General features: G+C 47.6%; 14 protein-coding genes, 1 other RNA gene and 1 pseudogene. 15 read left to right on the top strand and 1 reads right to left on the bottom strand.

All coding sequences use genetic code 11. From position 1 onward, the window contains the following. Positions 1 to 146 precede the first annotated feature (146 nt). Positions 147 to 499, bottom strand: a transfer-messenger RNA (tmRNA) gene (gene ssrA / locus RDU76_02815). Between the two features lie 841 nt (positions 500 to 1340). On the opposite strand from ssrA, the gene thrS reads away from it, so the two are divergent. The 15 genes and pseudogenes from thrS to RDU76_02740 all read left to right on the top strand — a co-directional run bounded on the left by thrS (position 1341) and on the right by RDU76_02740 (position 19614). Continuing rightward, positions 1341 to 3278, top strand: coding sequence for a threonine--tRNA ligase (gene thrS / locus RDU76_02810; protein MDQ7797860.1), 1938 nt, complete (start codon positions 1341 to 1343; stop codon positions 3276 to 3278). Between the two features lie 836 nt (positions 3279 to 4114). After that, complete coding sequence (galE, locus tag RDU76_02805) at positions 4115 to 5134, top strand: UDP-glucose 4-epimerase GalE (protein MDQ7797859.1); 1020 nt, start codon at positions 4115 to 4117, stop codon at positions 5132 to 5134. A gap of 202 nt (positions 5135 to 5336) precedes the next feature. Further along, positions 5337 to 5522, top strand: a complete 186-nt coding sequence (locus tag RDU76_02800) for a hypothetical protein (GenBank protein ID MDQ7797858.1) — start codon at positions 5337 to 5339, stop codon at positions 5520 to 5522. 1251 nt (positions 5523 to 6773) lie between these two features. Next, entirely contained in the window at positions 6774 to 8105 is a 1332-nt protein-coding gene (locus tag RDU76_02795; protein ID MDQ7797857.1) for an oligosaccharide flippase family protein, read from the top strand. A 3-nt stretch (positions 8106 to 8108) separates the two neighbouring features. After that, positions 8109 to 9401 carry an O-antigen ligase family protein gene (locus RDU76_02790; GenBank protein ID MDQ7797856.1) on the top strand — a complete coding sequence of 431 codons (1293 nt, stop codon included), beginning with the start codon at positions 8109 to 8111 and terminating at the stop codon, positions 9399 to 9401. Positions 9402 to 9545: 144 nt separating this feature from the next. Further along, on the top strand, positions 9546 to 10661 hold the full coding sequence (locus RDU76_02785) for a glycosyltransferase family 4 protein (GenBank protein ID MDQ7797855.1): 1116 nt from the start codon (positions 9546 to 9548) through the stop codon (positions 10659 to 10661). Between the two features lie 15 nt (positions 10662 to 10676). Then, the gene (locus tag RDU76_02780) at positions 10677 to 11387 is read left to right on the top strand and encodes a class I SAM-dependent methyltransferase (protein ID MDQ7797854.1); all 711 of its coding nucleotides are present in this window, start codon (positions 10677 to 10679) and stop codon (positions 11385 to 11387) included. 40 nt (positions 11388 to 11427) lie between these two features. Next, positions 11428 to 12282 (top strand): class I SAM-dependent methyltransferase, encoded by an 855-nt coding sequence (locus RDU76_02775; protein MDQ7797853.1) that lies wholly within the window; start codon positions 11428 to 11430, stop codon positions 12280 to 12282. A gap of 84 nt (positions 12283 to 12366) precedes the next feature. Continuing rightward, entirely contained in the window at positions 12367 to 13422 is a 1056-nt protein-coding gene (locus RDU76_02770; protein ID MDQ7797852.1) for a glycosyltransferase, read from the top strand. Beyond that, a complete protein-coding gene (locus tag RDU76_02765) occupies positions 13419 to 13967 on the top strand; it encodes an acyltransferase (GenBank protein ID MDQ7797851.1) in 549 nt (182 codons plus the stop codon). Before RDU76_02770 ends, RDU76_02765 begins: the two co-directional genes overlap by 4 nt. Before the next feature lie 56 nt (positions 13968 to 14023). Next, positions 14024 to 15154, top strand: a complete 1131-nt coding sequence (locus RDU76_02760; protein ID MDQ7797850.1) for a glycosyltransferase — start codon at positions 14024 to 14026, stop codon at positions 15152 to 15154. A gap of 6 nt (positions 15155 to 15160) precedes the next feature. Next, positions 15161 to 16141, top strand: a complete 981-nt coding sequence (locus RDU76_02755) for a glycosyltransferase family 4 protein (GenBank protein ID MDQ7797849.1) — start codon at positions 15161 to 15163, stop codon at positions 16139 to 16141. Between the two features lie 101 nt (positions 16142 to 16242). Further along, on the top strand, positions 16243 to 17751 hold the full coding sequence (locus RDU76_02750; protein MDQ7797848.1) for a glycosyltransferase family 2 protein: 1509 nt from the start codon (positions 16243 to 16245) through the stop codon (positions 17749 to 17751). Positions 17752 to 17895: 144 nt separating this feature from the next. Further along, positions 17896 to 18123, top strand: a pseudogene (locus tag RDU76_02745) (phage antirepressor protein). Between the two features lie 414 nt (positions 18124 to 18537). After that, positions 18538 to 19614, top strand: coding sequence for an MraY family glycosyltransferase (locus tag RDU76_02740; protein MDQ7797847.1), 1077 nt, complete (start codon positions 18538 to 18540; stop codon positions 19612 to 19614). Positions 19615 to 19961: the final 347 nt, after the last annotated feature.

Genomic DNA, 19961 nt, shown 5'->3' with positions numbered 1-19961 from the left:
CCATAAAGGACCGGAACGTAATGATTACGCTGCTTCCGCCCTTTGAGATCATCCAGCAGTTTCATGATGGTCCTAAAAAGCAGAAACCGCCGATTGAACCCGTTTCGATATTGAAATATCAACGAGTTAAGGCGGTTCCCGCAAAATGGTGGAGGCGGTGGGAATCGAACCCACGTCCGAAAAAAGAACAACCGAAGCCTCTACATGTTTAGTTTATGTTTTGTCTTTTCCTAAAGGCCCGCATAAACACGGTCCTGGTCGGAGCAGCCCCTGAGATCTCGTTCCGAATGCCGGGACATCACCCGGAACCAGCCCTTCTTTACGATGTCGTTTGCAGGCCCGATGGGCGGAGACCTGCAGCGACATAGCGCTTAAAATTAAGCTGCTAAAGCGTAATTATAGTTGCCATTTAGATGGCTTGCCAGTATTTTAACGAGCCCTCTGACCTTCTCGACATGCCACTTTGATCTATCTTGATCCGTCGAAACCTGTCGCCCCCCTTTTATAAGTTTAAAGTTTAAAGCTTAAAGTTTAAAGAATGAAAGCCCAAGCAGTTTGGGATAGAAGTTTTCAGTTCATAGTTCACAACGCGAAGACATGATAAAGATAACCCATAAAGGGGAAAAAGTCAAGGTTTCATACAGTTTACAGTAAGTTATAATGCAGAAAGCCTGTCACACTGAGAAGGCATCGTTGCCTGGCAGGTTGAATGTGTGAGTATGGGATACCGGGCACCATGGAACGCGGATTAGACGGATCTATACGGATGCACACGGATCTTTTATTGTGTTGGGTTGCGGAAGCGGATAAAAATTTAATGTAGCGGCGGGTTTGTAACCCGCCCCTACGGTGCCGGGCATAGGCAGGACGGGGGACCAATAGCACACAGATTAACACGGATCGGCAGGGATGCACACGGATCGGGCGGGGAAGCAGCAGCAGCGGTAATTACTTAATACGAATTACTAAACACTAAACAAGCACTAAGCACCAGATCCAAAACTCGTGACGGTTTGGTGTTTTATCCTTTGGTATTTGATATTGTTTAGGATTTCGATATTAGAATTTAGAAATTGAAAGGTGCCCCGGGATGACAATACGGGATTGCTTCCGCTGGGAGGCAGGGAGTGTTTTCGCAATGACTGTTCCTTTTTAAGTAAAAGCCTTTGCGCCCTTTGCGTCTTTGCGGTTCAAAAGCCCGGAACCCCTATCCGGCCGGGGATAATCCGCCAATTATAAATCCACGTAACCTGTTAAAATATATTGACATTAAGCCGCATATAATGGTAATATAAAATGTTAAAAAATAGGCATTATCACCAGAGAATAAGGGAACCAACATGGACAGCAACAGCATCAAGATCACCCTGCCGGACGGCAGCGTCAGGGAGTACCCCAAAGGGATCAGCGCCGCCGAGGTGGTAAGATCCATCGGCAGCGGATTGGCCAAAGCTTCGCTGGCGGCCACAATAGACGGTAAGCCGGTGGACCTGGGCACCGCCATCGACCATGACGCCGCCTTCACCGCCCTGACCTTTGATTCGGCGGAGGGAAAAGACATATACCGCCATTCGGCCAGCCACCTGATGGCCCAGGCCGTCACCGAGCTGTACCCGGATGTCAAGGTGGCCATCGGGCCGTCCATCGAGGACGGCTTCTACTACGATTTCGACCGGGATACCCCCTTTGCCCCGGAGGACCTGGCCAGGATAGAGGCCCAGATGGCCGAGATCGTCAAGCGCGATCTGCCGATCACCAGGCAGGAGCTGTCAAGGGCCGAGGCCCTGGAATACTTCGGCTCCAAAGGGGAAAGTTATAAAGTGGAACTGATCAACGACCTGCCGGAGGGCGAGAAGATCTCCCTCTACCGCCAGGGCCAGTTCGCCGACCTGTGCCGGGGGCCGCACCTGCCATCCACCGGCCGGATGCGCTGTTACAAGCTGCTGTCGGTGGCCGGGGCCTACTGGCGGGGCGACGAGAAACGGAGGATGCTGCAGCGGATCTACGGCACCGCCTTCGACAAGAAGGAACAGCTGGAGGCCCACCTGCAGAAGCTGGAGGAGATCAAGAAGCGGGACCACCGCAAGCTGGGCAAGGAGATGGACCTGTTCTCGCTCCATGAGGAGATGGGGGCCGGGCTGGTGTGCTGGCATCCCAAGGGGGCCAGGATGCGGTCCATCGTGGAGGACCACTGGCGCAAACGGCATTTCGCCGGGGGCTACGACATCGTCTACACCCCGCACATCGGCAAGGAATGGGTGTGGCAGACCTCGGGCCACCTGAAGTTCTACAAGGAGAACATGTACTCCCCGCTGGACATCGACGGCACCGACTATTACCTGAAGCCGGTCAACTGCCCGATGCAGATCCTGATCTACAAGTCCGGGCACTACTCCTACCGGGACCTGCCGCTGCGCTGGGCCGAGCTGGGCACCGTCTACCGCTATGAGAGAAGCGGAACCCTGACCGGGCTGTTCCGGGTGCGGGGCTTCACCCAGGACGACGCCCACATCATCTGCACCCCGGCCCAGATGGACGACGAGATCCTGCGGGTGCTGGACTTCTCGCTGTCGATCATGGCCGATTTCGGGTTCCATGACGTCAAAATAGAGCTGTCGGTGCGGGACCCCAAAAATCTGGACAAGTACGCCGGCTCGGACGAGATGTGGGTCAAGGGCGAGCAGTCGCTGGTCAAGGCCCTCCAGGCCCGCCACATCGACTATGAAAGGATGGAGGGGGAGGCGGTGTTCTACGGGCCCAAGATCGACATCAAGATCCGGGACTCCCTGGGCCGGCTGTGGCAGTGCACCACCATCCAGTTCGACTTCAACATGCCGGTGGGCTTCGACATGACCTACATCGGCGAGGACGGCAAGGAGCACCGGCCCTACATGGTGCACCGGGCCCTGCTGGGCAGCCTGGAGCGCTTCTTCGGGATCCTGATCGAGCACTACGCCGGGAACTTCCCGCTGTGGCTGGCGCCGGTCCAGCTGGCGGTGATGAACATCACCGATGCCCAGGCCGGCTACGCCGGTCAATTGATGGAGAAGCTGGCCAGCGCCGGGTTCCGGGTCAAGAAGTTCCTGGGGTCGGAGAAGGTGGGGGCCAAGATCCGGGACGCCGAGATGGAGAAGATCCCCTACATGGCGGTGGTGGGCGGCCGGGAGATGGAGACCGGGAGGGTCTCGCTGCGGAAGCACGGCCAGGGGGACATCGGGCAGATGACCATAGAGGAGCTGATGGCCAAGCTCAAGGCGGAGGTGGAAGCTAAAAGCTGAAAAGATAAAAGCCCACAAGGGTATACAGTGGACAGGAGACAGTAAACGGGGAAGGACGGGGGACCAATAGGACACGGATGCACACGGATATTTTCCGAATAACTAACAACCAATAACTATTAACTAAATTGTCTTTGTGTTCTTTGTGTACTTTGTGGTGAAAGGTACCCCGGGGACCAATAGCACACGGATTCAACGGATATATATGGATGAACACGGATCTTTTCTGGTGTTGGGTTGCGGGGGCGGATAAAGATTTAATGTAGCGGCGGGTTTGTAACCCGCCCCTGCGGAGCCGGGCAAAGGCATAACGGTCCCGATCGGAGGCAGAATGGTAACCAGGCGGCCGGTCCTCATCTTACTTTTCTGCGGGCCAGAAAAGTAACAAAAGAGCCTTTACCGCCCAGCAATTTCGGAAGCCATGATGCCCAGGGTCTAAATTCCTTGACCAGGGCGGGGAGAGTAGCTCTGCAATGAATTTTTCACGCCCCTGTTGGCCAGGGCAAAATTGCTTAAAGGCGGGGAACCAAAGACCGGGGACCGGGGCGCAGTTAACGGCCTGTCACACCGAGAAGGCTGGCTTGCCTGGCGGGCTGAATGTGTGAATATAGAAGATCGTCACCCGTTCGGCCTGAAAGGCGGGAAGAGGTCTCAGGGTGACAATGGGGGATTGCTTCATCTGCAAGGCGGGATGTCTTCTCGCAATGACTGTAATGAACCAAGTACCATTGGTGTCTTTGTGCCTTGGTGGTTAAAAAGCCTTTGCGCCCCTTTGCGTCTTTGCGGTTCAAAAGATCTGCGGTTAAAAGAGAAACCATTTAATTTAAAATATTGTTATGAGTAAAGTACTGGTCACCGGGGGGGGCGGATACATAGGCTCGCATACCCTGGTCAGCCTGCTGGAGCGGGGATACGACGTTATCTCGGCCGACGACCACTCGCGCTCCGATCCGGCCATGCTGGAGGGGGTCAAAAAGATCACCGGGACCGGGGTCAAAAATTACCAAGTGGACCTCAAGGACCAAACGGCCGCCCAGCGGATCTTCGCCGAAAATAAGGACATCGAGGCGGTGATCCATTTTGCGGCCTACAAGGCGGTGGGCGAGTCGGTAAAAGATCCCCTGCTGTATTTTGCCAACAACAACGGCTCGCTGCTGTCGGTGCTGGGGGCCATGGAAAAGCAGGGGGTCAGACAGCTGGTGTTCTCCTCCTCCTGCACGGTCTACGGCCGGGTGGAAGAACTGCCGGCCACCGAGCAGACCCCCCTGGGGGAGCCGGAGTGCCCCTACGCCCGGACCAAGCTGATGGGCGAGCAGATGATCACGGACCTGGCCGCCAGCTACCCCGGGCGGTTCGTTTCTTTGCGCTACTTCAACCCGGCCGGGGCCCACCTTTCCGGGCTGATCGGCGAGAACCCCGCCGGCCAGCCGGACAACCTGGTGCCCAACATCACCCGCTTCGCCGCCGGGCGCCTGCCGAAGCTCACCGTCCACGGCTCCGACTACCCCACCCGGGACGGCAGCTGCATCCGGGACTACATCCACGTGATGGACATCGCCCGGGCCCACGTGGACGCCCTGTCCTACATCAAGAACAAAATGTCCGACCGGCGCCATGAATTCTTCAACCTGGGGTCGGGCGCCGGCACCACGGTGCTGGAACTGCTGAAGGCCTTCGAGCGGGCCAACGGGATCAAGCTGAACTACCACATCGGGCCGCGGCGGCCCGGCGACCTGCCGGCCATCTACGCCGACAACCGGAAGGCCAGGGAAGTGCTGGGCTGGGAGATCCGGCACGGGCTGGAGGAGATGATGTCCAGCGCCTGGAGGTGGGAAAGGAATCAGTTAAAAGTATAAAGTTTGTAAAGTAGAAAGCAGACGACGAGTTTACAGGATACAGGGGACAACACCCAGTTTAAAAGCTTAAAGTGCAAAGTTTAAAAGAAGTAAAGATTTCGTGTGGTTTAGTGTGTTTCCCGCCATTATCAAGTTAGCATCTATAGGCGGACAAGCGTGGGGAAGGCAATCAAAAACCATCAACCAAAAAGGAGGAAACAAAATGAAGAAGACCATGATGGCGATGATGATCCTGGCGGGGCTGACTCTGCTGGTGGGCATCCTGTCCAAGGGCGGGATCCTGCCCAACGAGTTCCTGGATATCCGGCACCATACCTACATCGACCTGGCCCAGCTGTTTCTGATAGCGGGGTTAGCCTTCGGGGTGTACGGGAAGAAGAACCAATAGCACACGGATTGACACGGATGGGGCGGGATAAACAACGGTTGACGGGGGACGGACCCCACCCCGGCCCTCCCCCGAAAGGAGAGGGAGGATCAATGTAGCGGCGGGGTTGAAACCCGGCCCTGCGGTGCCGGGCAACAAACACCATACCGGGAACCAAGCGACCTTGCTTTACTTTTCTGTAGGCCAGAAAAGTAACAAAAGAGCCTTAACCGCCCAGCAATTTCCGGCAGGAATGATATCCCCGGACTAAATTCCTTGACCGGGGCGGGGAGCCCAGCTCCGCAATGAATTTTATACGCCCGTTTCTGCCCGGGCAAAATTGCTGAAGGCGGGGTACCAAGAACCCGGGGACCGGGACGGATAAAAATTTAATGTAGCGGCGGGTTGAAACCCGTTCCTGCGGTGCCGGGCAACAAACACCATACCGGGAACCAAGCGACCTTGCTTTACTTTTCTGTGGGCCAGAAAAGTAACAAAAGAGCCTTAACCGCCCAGCAATTTCCGGCAGGAATGATATCCCCGGACTAAATTCCTTGACCGGGGCGGGGAGCCAAGCTCCGCAATGAATTTTATACGCCCGTTTCTGCCTGGGCAAAATTGCTGAAGGCGGGGACCGGGATGCAGTTCAAAGCTGAAAGTTACAAGTTGAAAGAATAAAGGTCTGTCACACTGAGAAGGCTGGCTTGCCTGGCTGGCTGAATGTGGGGGCTACAGGAGACAGGAGACAGTAACCGGGGAAAGTACGCAGTTTAAAGTTCATAAAGTAGAAAGCAGATGCCAGTTTACAGTTGACAGTTGACAATACCCAGCTTAAAAGCTTAAAGTGCAAAGTTTAAAAGAAGTAAACCCTTTGTGTTTTCTGTGCATTCTGTGGTTAAAGGTAGCCGGGGGACACCCCTCTGTCTCTCCCCTTGATAGGGGCAAGACACCCCTCCTATCCTCCCCTTATTAGGGGAGAAAGGGTGCTATCGGAGGGCAATAGCCAGCTATTGAAGGGTAATAGCGTACTATCGGGGAGTAATAGCCAGCTATTGAAGGGCAATAGCCAGCTATCGGGGAGTAATAGCCAGCTATTGAAGGGTAATAGCGTACTATAGGGGAGTAATAGCCAGCTATTGGAGGGTAATAGCGTACTATCGGGGAGTAATAGCCAGCTATTGAAGGGTGATAGGGGGCTATTTTTAAAAGGCGGAAAACAGTAAAGTAAAAAATGGCAAGTGATTAAACGTTTTTAAGAATTTAAACAATAGAATGCAACGTTTTTTGCCAGAAGGCGTAATAAAATATATCAATGATAAATTACCCTACGATACGCTCAGATACAGGTTCGCTAAAGGGATCTTTTGGACTGTAACCGGGAATGTTATCGTAGGGGTATTAGCTATTGTATTATCTATATTGAATGCCAGAATGCTTGGCAGGACCGGGTTCGGCGAATTGGCCATGATCCGCAGTACAGTGGAAATATTCGGTGTTTTTGCCGGGTTTGGTTTGGGTATAACGGCTACAAAATATATTTCGGAATATAAAAACAAGGACGTTGAAAAAGCCGGCCGGGTGTTGGGCTTGACCAATTTACTGGCTATAAGCACGGGCTTAATTGCTTCTTTGGTTTTGCTTGTATTTTCGGCTTATATTTCCAGAAATGTCATAAATGCACCGCACCTTTCCGATGAGATAAGACTTAGCTGCGGATTATTGTTTTTCAGTACATTGGTTGGGGCACAATTTGGAGCCCTGACAGGATTTGAGGCCTTTAAAGTCATTGCCAGAAACAATGCCATAATTTCGATCCTTAATTTTGTCTTTGTGCTGCTTGGTACTTATTTGTGGGGCCTCAGTGGTTCAATCGTTGGCTTTGTATGCTCAAGCGGGGTGAGTTGCGTGTTCAATCATATTTCATTAAAAAAAATACTTGGATCGGCAAAAATTAAAGTCAATTACAAAGATTGGCGGCAAGAAATCAGAGTCCTTTGGAGGTTTTCTTTGCCGTCCTTGCTTTCTAATGTAATGGTGAGTCCGATACAATGGGTGATCAATGCCATTATGGTTAATACTACAGGAGGTTACGCGGAACTTGGCTTATTCAACGCGGCCAACCAATGGCGCAATTCGTTGCTGATATTCCCCCGATGGATGGGACAAACAATAACACCCATACTATCAGATAAATTTGGTTCCGGCGACAATAAAAGCGTAAGAAAAATGGTAGGAACAAATTTATTGCTTAATATGGCAGTAGTTATCCCGGCAGCAATCATAATTCTATTCGGTAAAAATATCATAATGCAAAGCTATGGTAAATCGTTTGAGGCAGGCAATACAAGTTTGTTAATATTGGCTTTGTCCGCCGTGTTTTTAGCGATCCAAATGCCTTTGGGGCATACTATAGCCGCATCAGGCAAGATGTGGATAGGTTTTATGCTCAACGGCATAAACGGCATAACATTGATAGTGTTATTTTATATATTAAGGAACAAGGGCTCCCTTGGGCTTTCCTACACGTATCTTTTTGCATATTTGCTACACATTGCATGGACGGTAGTAATGACACGTAATATTGTTGCTGCAAAGAAAACCTAAGACATGACTAAATATTTTTATAATATTGGCCATGCTGCTATTTTTGCCCTAGTGCTGGCGATACCTTTTCAGGGTTATTTGAAAGGTTTTGTGGGTATAAGTTTAACCATGGCGGAAGTTTTGGCTAACCTTGCAGTGTTATTTATGTTTTTAGCGAACATAAAGAGATTAAATACATGGCCCAGATACACACCCTTTAATTTGATAATAATACTTTATTTGTTGGCCAGAGCGATTAGTTTTTTTATAACACCCGAACCAGATTTAACATTGTCGGATTATTTGGTGGTAATCAGCAGCCTTATGTTTTTCCTTGCCGGTTTATATGCTGCTGACAATTATGAGCAAGCACTTAAATTAATAAAGTTATTATTGTACGTATCTGTTGTTTCAACTTTGCTGGGCTTGGTACAGGTCATAATGGGTGCCAGTTGGATATCAGCTTTGATAAGCAGTAAAATAGGCGGGTTTATTTACGGTGACTATGCCCAGTATGCCTCAAAAATGGGCGGTTGGTACTGGCAGCCGGTGGCAGCAATGGGTTTGGCCAGGGCTATAGGGCCTTTCTTTTATGCCAACCCTTATTGCGTTTATCTTGGTATGGTATCATCTTTTGCTGTTACACTAGTGTTGGTAGAAAAAGAAAAAAACAAGTGGCTTTGGGTCGTTATACTGGCTTTGGCACTAACAAACATAATATTATCGCAATCCCGGGCAGGATTGATGGCAATTTCGATAATAGTTTTGTTCCTTGTATTTATGTTCTTTGGTCGGGCAAAAAAAACGCAGGTGTTTTATACGATAGTCATTGGCGTCATTATGATAACATTTGTTTTAGCTGTTTTGCCGTATGGTACTAAAAGTCATATCGTAGAATTTACGAAAACACCGATACAAGAATTTTCAAGATGGTCAATATACCAGGCGTATTTTGCAAAAGTTATTGAGAACATATGGTTTGGGCAAGGGTACAACTATTCACTTTTAGTAAGAGGATACACTCAGGGACCTACGGCAATACATGCTCACAATTTGTTTTTGCAGGAAGCCTGGTCCTATGGCATCTATCCCGTAATTATACTCATCTTATTGAACGTGGTATGGCTGAGGGTAATGATAAAAGCGTACCTGAAACAAAAAGATAAAAACAAAAGGATAATGACCCTGGGTTGCGTAATTGCCTTGAGTTGGTTTATATTTCAAAGTTTTTTTGATTACACATTTAATTACGGGCAGTTGAGGGAACTGTATTGGTTCTTGTTGGGGCTCTCAATAAACGTTATCAAGGATGCATGAAATGATCTGGATCATTTTTATAATAATGCTTTTTATTGGGTATATTGTGATAAAGGTGTCAACAATATATCAGGTGGTGTCCTTTTTACAGTTAATAATAATATTATATGTTTTGATCGGTGGTTTGATCAGACATCGTAAACAATGAAAATACTAATTGTTACAGCTGATTTTGTCCCAGGCTTGGGCGGCATAGCAAGCTTTAACCAAGGTATCGCGGAAAGTATGGCTTTGGCTGGTCACCAGATGTTTGTTTTGGCACCAAATTTACCCAACGCAAGTGATAAGGGTTTACCATACCGGGTAATACGGTATAAGAGGACAATGAGATTTGCTAATTTATGGCCAAGTTTGATAACTTTATATTTAAGTCTGACAATAAAGTATGATATTGTATTATATGGCCACGCCGCCAGCACTTTAAGTGCTGGTGGAATAATTGCCAGAAAGCTTAACTTAAACCGGTTAATCGTTCTGACCCATGGAAATGATCTAGATTACGTTATATCAAATAAAATCGACAAATATTTTCTTGACAAGATGCTAAGGACATCTGACCTAATATTAGCCAATAGCAGTTTTACCAAAGATAAAGTATTAAAAAAATACCACGACATGAGCAAAAAGGTAAAAATACTAAACCCCGGTGTGTGGCCTAATAAAATATATAAAACAATAGGAATAACAAGAGTTGTCAAGAACAGCAAAATAGTGATACTAACTGTAGGTAGACTTGTTCCCAAGAAAGGCCTGGATGACCTTATTGTTGCTTTTGCTACAGTGATAAAAAAACATCCAAAGATTACTTTGAAAATTGTTGGGCAAGGACCGGAAAGAGTTAATCTTGAGTCCTTAGCCAGACAGTTAGGGGTAAACAATAGTATTATCTTTGTTGGCGAAAAACCAGTAAATGAAATATATGATGAGATGATGCAATGTGATTTATTTGTTTTGCCATCAAAAATCGTTAATGGAGATATTGAAACATTCGGGATAGTGTATTTAGAGGCTGGTGCTTGTGGTAAAGCTGTTATTGGAACACGTCAAGGTGGGGTGCCAGATGCAATAGCGGGTGGCGTTAGCGGAATATTAGTTGCGGCCGGTAATATAACACAACTAATTAATGCAATGCTTAAACTTATTGAAAATGAAGGTATGCGCAGTAAAATGGGTATTGATGGGAAGAAACGCGTTGAGGAAATGTTCGCTTGGCCAAAAATTGCAAAAATGCTTGAAGAACATCTAAAATCTATAAAATAACAATAAACAATTAAAATGACAGAACAGGTATTATTTCTTAATCAATTCTTGGCAAATGATCATGCCAGGCAAGTAACAGCTACATATTATGCTGCCAAATTATTGACAGATAATAATAATTATACTGTCATAGATTTGGGTTGTGGTCGTGGCGAAACTGAAGTAATACTGAAAAAAATAAATCCAAGTATTACTTGGATTGGAATAGATGTAAAAGACTCCCCGGAGGTAAGGGAAAGATACAATAAAAGCAACAATCTTATTACATATGACGGTATAAGCATTCCAATAAATGGTAATTCCGTTGATGTTATCTATTGCAGACAAGTGTTTGAACATGTCGAGTATCCACATGAGTTAATAAAGGAAATTATTAGAGTTCTTAAACCAGGTGGTCATATCATTGGTTCAGTCTCGCAACTAGAACCGTACCATTCATTCAGTATATTTAATTATACGATTTACGGTGTATGCAAATTATTCAATAAAGATGGTTTAACCCTTAAGGAAATACGACCGGGCATTGACGGTTTAACATTGATTATTAGAAGGGGCTTTAATAGATTAAAGTTGTTTGATAAATGGTTTAATAATGAATCACCTTTGAATAAAGTAATTGATGCAATAAGCTATTTACGTAAATGGGAATCAAACAAAACGAACCTAACAAAATTAATGTTTTGTGGCCATGTGATATTTTGGGCAATAAAAGATAGACAAGATTAAAGTATAAGAGCAATAACTGGAAGTATATTATGAGGTTTAAATGGTAAGAAAAGAGTATTTTGAGCAAAATAAATATGATGAAAACTATTTTAAACAGATGGCCCCTGGCAATTACGATTATTTTTATAAGAGCAGAGGGACTGAATTGCTGGCCTGTCGGCTGGATGATTTGTGCAAAGTTAAAATATTGCCAGGTATGAAAGCACTTGATATAGGTTGTGGCCGTGGTGAATTAGTTATGTATTTAGCCAATAAGGGTGTATATGCCGTTGGATTAGACTATGCTTATGAGGCCATAAGAAAAGCGAAAGAATGTTTAGAGTTTTATAACCAAGACGTCAAAAATAGATTTATGATAGTACAGGCATGTGCGGAGTCTATGCCCTTTGGGACAATGTTATTTGATAGAATTATGAGTTGGGCCAATGTGGAACATTTGTATCAATGGCAATGGTTGGAATGCTTAAAGCAATCGTATAGTATTTTAAAAGAAGATGGCGTGATTGTAATAGGTACACACCCCAATGAGTGGCTGCAAAAGTATGCATATATGGCGACACGCAATATTCGGCAAGTGCTTCAACGGAAAAAATTGAAAAGTGTAAAAGAACGACAAGCTGAGGAATATGAGGCCGGGCACGTAAATATTAAAAATCCTATATCTTTGAAAAAAGATCTACGGTCGGTTGGTTTTTATACAAATGTTTATGTGGTAAGACGAAGCAATATAACCAATCTTTCAATAATTAATAGAACAATAATATTTGTGTTAGAAAGTGTCCCATTTGCAAAGTGGATATTTAGAGATAATATTATTGTGGTTGGTGCAAAAAATAAAAATACACTGAAAGAGTTTGTTAAGATGCCGGGGAAAGGTATTATTGGTTGTAGGTAGATGCCAAAACGAATACTATATTTTGCTGACAGTTGGGACGATAAGTGTCGCCGTCGCCAGCAGATAGCCTTTAGGCTATCCAGATTGACGGAAATCAAAAAGCTGTATTATATCGAATTGCCGTTAAGCGGCACTTCGTTCATCAAATACTTGGTGGGCCGGGCGGACAAAGAATCGGCCCAAAGATGGTCCAGGGTTTTAAAGTCGGGTTTTTCCTTTGATCATGGTAAGGTTACAATTATCACACCCTTTTCTTTCTTGCCATTTTTTACACCCAAGGCATTAGTAAGTTTAAATGCAACAATAGTAGCTTATAGCATAATTTCTAAACTACCCAAAGGGTTTAAGCCGGACATATACTGGTCCAGTCTGCCTTTCGATGCCTTATGGCTGAAATATTTTGGCAATTATAAACTAATATATGATTGCAGCGAGCAATTCAGCGAATTCACTAATTGGCATAAGATCAAAAGCAATATAGTTGAATGGGATGGCCTGCTGACCCAAAAGGCGGATCAGGTATTTGTTCAAACAGATCATCTAAGAGATGTTAAGTCCCCATTAAATAAAAATATTATAGTAATACCCAACGCAGTAGACGAAAAGGTATTTTCTTTTACTGCCGGTGATGCAAATGATGCACTGAAGGGAATACCCAGACCGGTATTGGGTTATGTCGGCAGTATTAATTACCGATTGGATGTGGATCTTATCAAAAGCATTGCCCAAGCAAGGCCCGATTGGAGCATTGTTCTTGTCGGAAACAACAGCTTGGATGCTCAGATCGACTGGCCCCAAAACGTATATTTTATCGATGGGAAGGAATATAAGCAAATGCCTGGCATCATTGCTTCATTTGACGTTTGTTTATTGCCGCATTTGTCCAACAAACTCGTTGACAGCGAAAGCCCCATAAAATTATTTGATTATATGGCTACCGGCAAACCAATAGTAAGCCAGAACCTGACCGGGGTGAGACCGTATAAGGATTATGTGTATCTGGCGGAAAACAAGGATCAGTTCATTGATGCCATAGAAAAGGCCCTTAAAGAAGATGATCCCACTAAGATGAAAAGAAAAGAATTTGGTTTGACCCAAACATGGGACAACCGGGTAAAACAGATCGGGGAATATTTATGAAAATAATAAAAGCCTACATGTTTTATTTTGGCATGTACGTTATCAATCAATTCGTAAATACCTGTCCTTTCTGGATAGTCCGCCGTATAGCATATATTTTTGTGCTAAGGGCAAAGTTTGGCCCCCGTTCAGTGATACAAAGATGCTGTCATTTTGATTTTAAACAACCTGGCAAGCTGGTAATGGGAAAAAACAGCGTAATTAACCATCATTGCCATTTGGATTTCAGAGCCGGGTTAACATTGGGTGATAATGTTAATATCTCGCCCTATGTAAAAATATTCACCTGGCAGCACATGCCGAATGATCCCATGTTCAACACCGAAAAGAAGCCGGTAACAATAGAGGATTTCGTCTGGGTATCCTCTGCGGCGGTAATACTACCGGGCGTAAAAATAGGCGAAGGTGCAGTAGTGGCAGCCGGTGCGGTGGTAACAAAAGACGTGCCGGAATATGCTATCGTTGCCGGTATGCCGGCCAAGCAAATAGGCACCCGCAGCCGGGATTTAAAATATAACTTAGAATATATATTGCCTTTCCAGTGATTAAAAATCTTGTGGTTTCCCTTTCGCCCGACTGGGAAGTATCCTACCGGGCCAGTATGTTTCGGGAGTTGGCGCGTCAGCTGGCCCCAAGAGGCGGACAGATTATTTGCTTAAATCGCCCGATCTTTGCTGTGTCCGACCTGTTCAGCAACCCCAAAAGATGGATGCAGATCTTCACCGGCCAGACCATAAAACCAGCCGCTAATATAACAGTATATAGGCCAAAGCTATTCGTTCATCCGCTAATTGCCAGGCGGTTGCCAGGGTTCCATAGTTACCAAAGAAAGATCTACCGCAAGCAGATAGAAAGGTTATTAAACGAACATAGTCTTTCCCCAAAAGAAACTGCCTGGTGGGTATCTCACCCATATCACTTTATGGAAATGGACCTACCCCATGACCGCAAAGTTGTCTATGAGAGATACGATAAATATGATTATTCTGTGGTCTTGAATACTGATCTGGCAAGTTTAGTTGCCGGGCTGGACCGAAAACTGGCAGAAAGGGCTGACCTGATAATAACCACCTCTGTAAATCTAGCCGGTGAACTTGACGAATTCAAGGCCAAGGTGCAATGCCTGCCTAATTCTGCCGATTATGAATATTTCTCAAACGTTGGAACCGCAGAAGACATAAGTGGTGCTCTGGCCGATAAAATCAAAAAACCGGTCATAGGTTATCTGGGCACCATCCATGAAGGTTTGGATATATTGCTTATATCCAGGCTGGCCGAGATAAAGAAGGAATGGACCTTTATGCTGGCCGGCCCGGTGCAAAGTGTAAAACTTAAGAATGATCCGGCCTTTAAAATAATGCAAAATATGCCAAATGTGGTCATGACCGGCTGGCTTGATTGGACAGTGCTGCCAAGTTATCTGAAGCTGTTTGATGTGGGGATAATACCGTACCGGCTGGATTGCGGGTTCAACCAATATGTTGACCCCAATAAATTCCACGAATACATGGCCATGGGCCTGCCGGTGGTCACCACTTCGTTGCCCGAGATGGGAAAATACAGCGAATGGGTGGAAACAGCGGACACACCCGAGGCATTTATAACCGCCATTGAAAAGGTCCTTGATCAAGACAGTGTGTTGTTGCGGGCCGGCCGGAAAAAATATGCCAGAGAAAACGGTTGGGAACAAAGGGCGGCAAAGATAATTGCCTCATTGGATAAGATCATTTAATATTATATGCGTATCTGTTTTGTCCACCAAAAAATGATGTCTTTCGTGGAGAAGGACATTAAAATATTATCTGGCGCATACCAGGTAAAGAATGTCGAAGTAACTTCTTTCTTGCCCAGGCTAAATGTCTTAAAAGCTGTTTATGGTAGTGACCTGGTCTTCTGCTGGTTCGGGAAAATGCCGGCGTTTTGGGCTGTTATATTTGCCCGGCTGCTAAATAAAAGATCAATCGTTGTCGCCGGCGGCGACGACGTGGCCAATGAACCGGCCATAGGCTACGGCCTATATACAAAATGGTGGAAAAGTTGGTGCCCGGATTATGTCTTTAAGCATTGCGACCTGGTCCTATCAGTTTCGGAGTTCAATCGTTCAGAAACCATAAAAAATACCGGGGCCGATGAAAACAAGGTTAAATGCCTTTACCACGGTTTCGGCCAAGAACCGTTGCCCCAAAACCCCAGAGATAATGCCGTAATAACCGTCGGCCGAATTACCAGGGAAACTGTAATTAAAAAAGGTCTTAAGCTGTTTGTCCGATCAGCTTCCTTATTGCCGGATATAAAATATTACCTGATTGGTCCCTGCAATGACGGCAGCCTGGAAGAATTAAAAAAGAACGCCCCGCCAAATATTATTTTTACCGGCGGGTTGTACGGCCCTGAACTTGATAACCGGTATGCCAAGGCCAAGGTATACGTCCAGGCCTCATATCACGAATCCTTCGGCTGTTCCGTGGCCGAGGCCATGCTGGGTGGCTGTATCCCGGTAGTATCCCGGCGGGCGGCCCTGCCCGAAGTGGCGGGCGATACCGGCATCTACATCGAAGAACAAACCCCGGAGGCCGTGGCCGTGGCCGTGAAAAAAGCCCTGGCCCTGCCGGACGGTTATGGTTTAAAGGCAAGGCAAAGGATCATTGATGTGTTTCCTCTGGAAAAGAGGAAGGAAGCATTGCTTAAGGCCGTGGAAGATGTGATGAAAGGCAAGTAAGTCATAATAGGTTTGAAAGGTTGTAAAGGTTTTATAAGTTCAAAATGTTATTGTTTGCCCATAAGTAATGTAAAAATCATGTTAATCCTGTCAAAAATATAATGCAGCCATTTGTTTCCATAATCCTCCCCGTCCGCAACGAAGCAAACTACATCATTCCCTGCCTGCGCTCCATCGCCGCCCAGGACTACCCCAAGGACCTGATGGAACTGCTGATAGTGGACGGCCGGTCAAACGACAGCACGGCGCTAAAAATAGAGGAATTCAGAATTCAGAATTCAGAATTCAGAATTCATTTGATTGACAATCCTGCCCGTACCGTGCCCCATGCCATGAACCTGGGTATAGCCGCGGCCAAGGGCGATATAATACTGCGCTTCGACGGCCACGCCGTGATGGCCCCGGATTACGTCTCCAACTGCGTAAAATACCTGGAACAGACCAAGGCCGACAACGTGGGTGGCCCGGCAATCAATATTAGCAACGGCACAGCAATCGGCGATGCGATCCTAATATCACATAATTCCGCATTTGGTCTGGGCGGCGGTGCCTTTCGTATGGGCAATTTTGAAGGATTTGCCGATACGGTTACTTTCGGTTGCTACCCCAAGGAGACCTTTGCCAAGTACGGCCGGTACGACACCCGGCTGACCAGGAACCAGGACATAGAGTTTAATGCCAGAATAAGAAAAGGAATAATAAAGCGGACAGCGGACAGCGGACAGAGAGATCAGTTTAAAGTTGAAAGTTTAAAGTTGAAAGAAGGACCAGATTCTTCGGATAGTAAGGCAGGTAGTTCGCCTCAGAATGACGAGAATGAGTTAAAGGAAAAAAACTTTGTGCCTTTGTGTCTTGGTGGCAAAAAACCAGAAAAAGAAGAAAATGATCTGCGGAAATCTGCGCAATCTGCGGATAGAGAAGCCCCCGGCAAGATATACCTGACTCCCAAGATCAAAAGCTATTATTACTGCCGGAACACCTTAAGGGGCCTGTGGTCCCAGAACTTCCGGAACGGCCAGTGGGTGGTCTATACCAAATATATTGCGCCCTACGCGCTGAGCCTGCGGCATTTCATCCCCCTGCTGTTCGTTACGACTATTCTGTTCCTGATAATAGCAAGTTTGATAAGTTTAAAAAGTTCAACAGGTTCAACAGGTTTAATGGGATCAACGGCTGCAAGCCTTAGCCAGGTTTTTGAACTTTCAACTTTCAACTTTCAACTTACAGCTCTGCGTTTGCTGTTATTGGTGTTGGGGGTGTACTTTGGGACGATGCTCATTGCTGTCATGCAGGCGGGTTGGCGCCAGTACAAAGTTTATAAAGTCCATAAAGCAGAAAGTAAAACGCAAGACGGTGACGCTAAAGCACCCGGAACAATCAACTCCGAACATTCAACTTTGGAACTTTCCAACTTTAAGACTGTGCTGGGCGCAAAAGCTAGCGACGAGGGTTTTAATACCAAATACCAAATACCAAATACGGAATACCGGATACGCTCCCTGCTATTGCTCCCCATCGTCTTTATGACCCTGCATTTCTCCTACGGGCTGGGATCCATTTGGGGACTGGTCTCGCTTCCCTACTGGGCGGCAAAACAGCAGAAGCGATAATTACTAAATACGAATTACGAATTACTAAACAAGCACCAATCGCCAAATTCAAAACTCGTGACGGTTTAGTGTTTTAGCCTTTGGAATTCGATATTGTTTAGGATTTCGATATTAGATATTAGAAATTGAAAAGAGGCTCTGCCCATGGAAAACCATATTGCAGTATTTAATGGTAAAAAAGTAAGAAGGACCATCTATAAAGGGGAATGGTATTTTTCGGTGGTGGATGTGGTTCAGGCGCTGACCGACCAGCCGGACGATCTGGCTGCCAGAAAGTACTGGAATAAGCTGGCCCAGCGTCTCAGGGATGAAGGCAGCCAAGTGGTGACAATTTGTCACCACTTAAAAATGCCGGCGCCGGACGGGAAAATGGCAGAAGCGATAATTACTAAATACGAATTACCAATTACTAAACAAGCACCAAAAACAAAATTAAAAACTCAAGGCTGTTTGTTGCTTTATCCTTTGGTGTTTGATATTGTTTAGGATTTCGATATTAGAAATTGAAAGGATGGGGGCCAATAGGACGCAGATCAACGCTGATTGACACGGATCTTTTCCGAATAACTAACAACCAATAACTATTAACTAAATTGTCTTTGTGTCCTTTGCGTCCTTTGCGTCTTGGCGGTGAAAAAGCCCCGGGGTGACAATATAGAGGATTGCTTCATCTGCACGGCAGGGAGTGTTATCGCAATGACTGTAACGATCCAAGTATCTTGGTGTCTTAGTGTCTTAGTGGCAAAAGGTCCCCGGATACCCCAAACATCAACCAACGGATGACCGATGCTGAAATACCTTTTCATCTTCCTGACGGCCCTGGGCACCACCGTGCTGGCCATGCCTTTCGCCCAGATCATGGGCCGGCGGATGAACGCCTGGGACGTCCCGGATGGCCTGTCATACCGCACCCACCTGTTCCATCTGGCCCGGACCGGTGGCATCGCCATAGCCATGGGGCTCTACGCCGGCCTGCTGGCGGTGATGCTGGTCAATCCCGGGCTGATGGGCTCCCGGAACATGATCGCCTACATGATCGGCGGGATGGTGGTGTTCCTGGTGGGCCTGCTGGACGACCTGCGCGAGATCAAGCCCTGGGTCAAGGCGGTGCTGCTGCTGGCCGCCTGCCTGGTGACGGTGCTGATAATGACCGCGGTCCCGCTGACCGGCTATGAGCGGCTGGATTTCCTGCTGGCGGCGCTGGTGCTGATGGGCGGCTGCAACGCCTTCAACCTGATGGACGGGATGGACGGGCTGGCCGCCGGGATGGCGGTGGCCGCCGGCCTGGGGCTGCTGCTGCTGTCACTGCAGCTCCAGACCTTCGAGGGCATCAGCCTGAAGCTGGTGTGCATGGGGGCGGCCCTGGGCTTTTTGCATTTCAACCGGCCGCCGGCCCGGATCTTCATGGGCGACTGCGGCAGCCTGATGCTGGGCTTTTACCTGGCCGGGATGGGGCTGAACATCGTCAGGACCGGGCCGGGGACCATCATCCCGGTGCTGCTGGTGCTGTCGCCCTTTGTCCTGGACACCGGGCTGGCCATCGTCCGGCGTCTGCTGGGCAAAAGGGACGTCTTCACCGGCGACCGGCGGCACGTCTACGACCTGCTGCAGGCCAGGACCTCCAGCGTCTGGCGGGTGGACTGGATGATGTGGGGCCTGGGGCTGTTCTTTTCAGCCCTGGGCTATGCCGCCCTTTTCCTGCCGCCCTGGCAGCAGGCGGCCCTGCTGGCCGCGGCCTGGCTGGCCTTCACCTGGAGAATGGCCGGGCTGGGGATGTTCGCCCCGGAAAAGCCCGGCGGCCCGGGCCGGCCGGCCCTGCCCGAGGTGGAGGACATGGACCTGGATAGGGGGGCCAACGGGTGACCCCACCCTGCCCTCCCCTAACGCATTAGGAGAGGGTGGATTAATGTAGCGGCGGGGTTGAAACCCGCCCCTGCGGTGCCGGGCGAAGGGTGTCATTTCATGGGAAACGGAAACCAGGCGGCTGGACCTTAATTTACTTTTCTGTGGGCCAGAAAAGTAACAAAGGCCTGTCACACTGAGAAGGCCGGCTTGCCTGGCAGGTTGAATGTGTGAGTGGGGACCATAGCACACAGATTCAACGGATATATACGCTTGCCCGCCTATATGGACCACTTGCTAATGGCGGGGATTCACACGGATCTTTTCCGAATAACTAACAACCAATAACTATTAACTAAATTGTCTTT

Source organism: Candidatus Edwardsbacteria bacterium, from assembly GCA_031082425.1.
Taxonomy (GTDB): Bacteria; Edwardsbacteria; AC1; order AC1; family EtOH8; genus UBA2226.
Note: the sequence above shows the minus strand (reverse complement) of the source record. Positions and strands in the feature narration are given on the sequence as shown.

What these genes read in the sequence shown, in the direction of transcription:
- thrS (MDQ7797860.1), top strand. Translation starts at nt 1,341, where the DNA reads ATGGACAGCAACAGCATCAAGATCACCCTGCCGGACGGCAGCGTCAGG.
- galE (MDQ7797859.1), top strand. Translation starts at nt 4,115, where the DNA reads ATGAGTAAAGTACTGGTCACCGGGGGGGGCGGATACATAGGCTCGCAT.
- RDU76_02800 (MDQ7797858.1), top strand. Translation starts at nt 5,337, where the DNA reads ATGAAGAAGACCATGATGGCGATGATGATCCTGGCGGGGCTGACTCTG.
- RDU76_02795 (MDQ7797857.1), top strand. Translation starts at nt 6,774, where the DNA reads ATGCAACGTTTTTTGCCAGAAGGCGTAATAAAATATATCAATGATAAA.
- RDU76_02790 (MDQ7797856.1), top strand. Translation starts at nt 8,109, where the DNA reads ATGACTAAATATTTTTATAATATTGGCCATGCTGCTATTTTTGCCCTA.
- RDU76_02785 (MDQ7797855.1), top strand. Translation starts at nt 9,546, where the DNA reads ATGAAAATACTAATTGTTACAGCTGATTTTGTCCCAGGCTTGGGCGGC.
- RDU76_02780 (MDQ7797854.1), top strand. Translation starts at nt 10,677, where the DNA reads ATGACAGAACAGGTATTATTTCTTAATCAATTCTTGGCAAATGATCAT.
- RDU76_02775 (MDQ7797853.1), top strand. Translation starts at nt 11,428, where the DNA reads ATGGTAAGAAAAGAGTATTTTGAGCAAAATAAATATGATGAAAACTAT.
- RDU76_02765 (MDQ7797851.1), top strand. Translation starts at nt 13,419, where the DNA reads ATGAAAATAATAAAAGCCTACATGTTTTATTTTGGCATGTACGTTATC.
- RDU76_02760 (MDQ7797850.1), top strand. Translation starts at nt 14,024, where the DNA reads ATGTTTCGGGAGTTGGCGCGTCAGCTGGCCCCAAGAGGCGGACAGATT.
- RDU76_02755 (MDQ7797849.1), top strand. Translation starts at nt 15,161, where the DNA reads ATGCGTATCTGTTTTGTCCACCAAAAAATGATGTCTTTCGTGGAGAAG.
- RDU76_02750 (MDQ7797848.1), top strand. Translation starts at nt 16,243, where the DNA reads ATGCAGCCATTTGTTTCCATAATCCTCCCCGTCCGCAACGAAGCAAAC.
- RDU76_02740 (MDQ7797847.1), top strand. Translation starts at nt 18,538, where the DNA reads ATGCTGAAATACCTTTTCATCTTCCTGACGGCCCTGGGCACCACCGTG.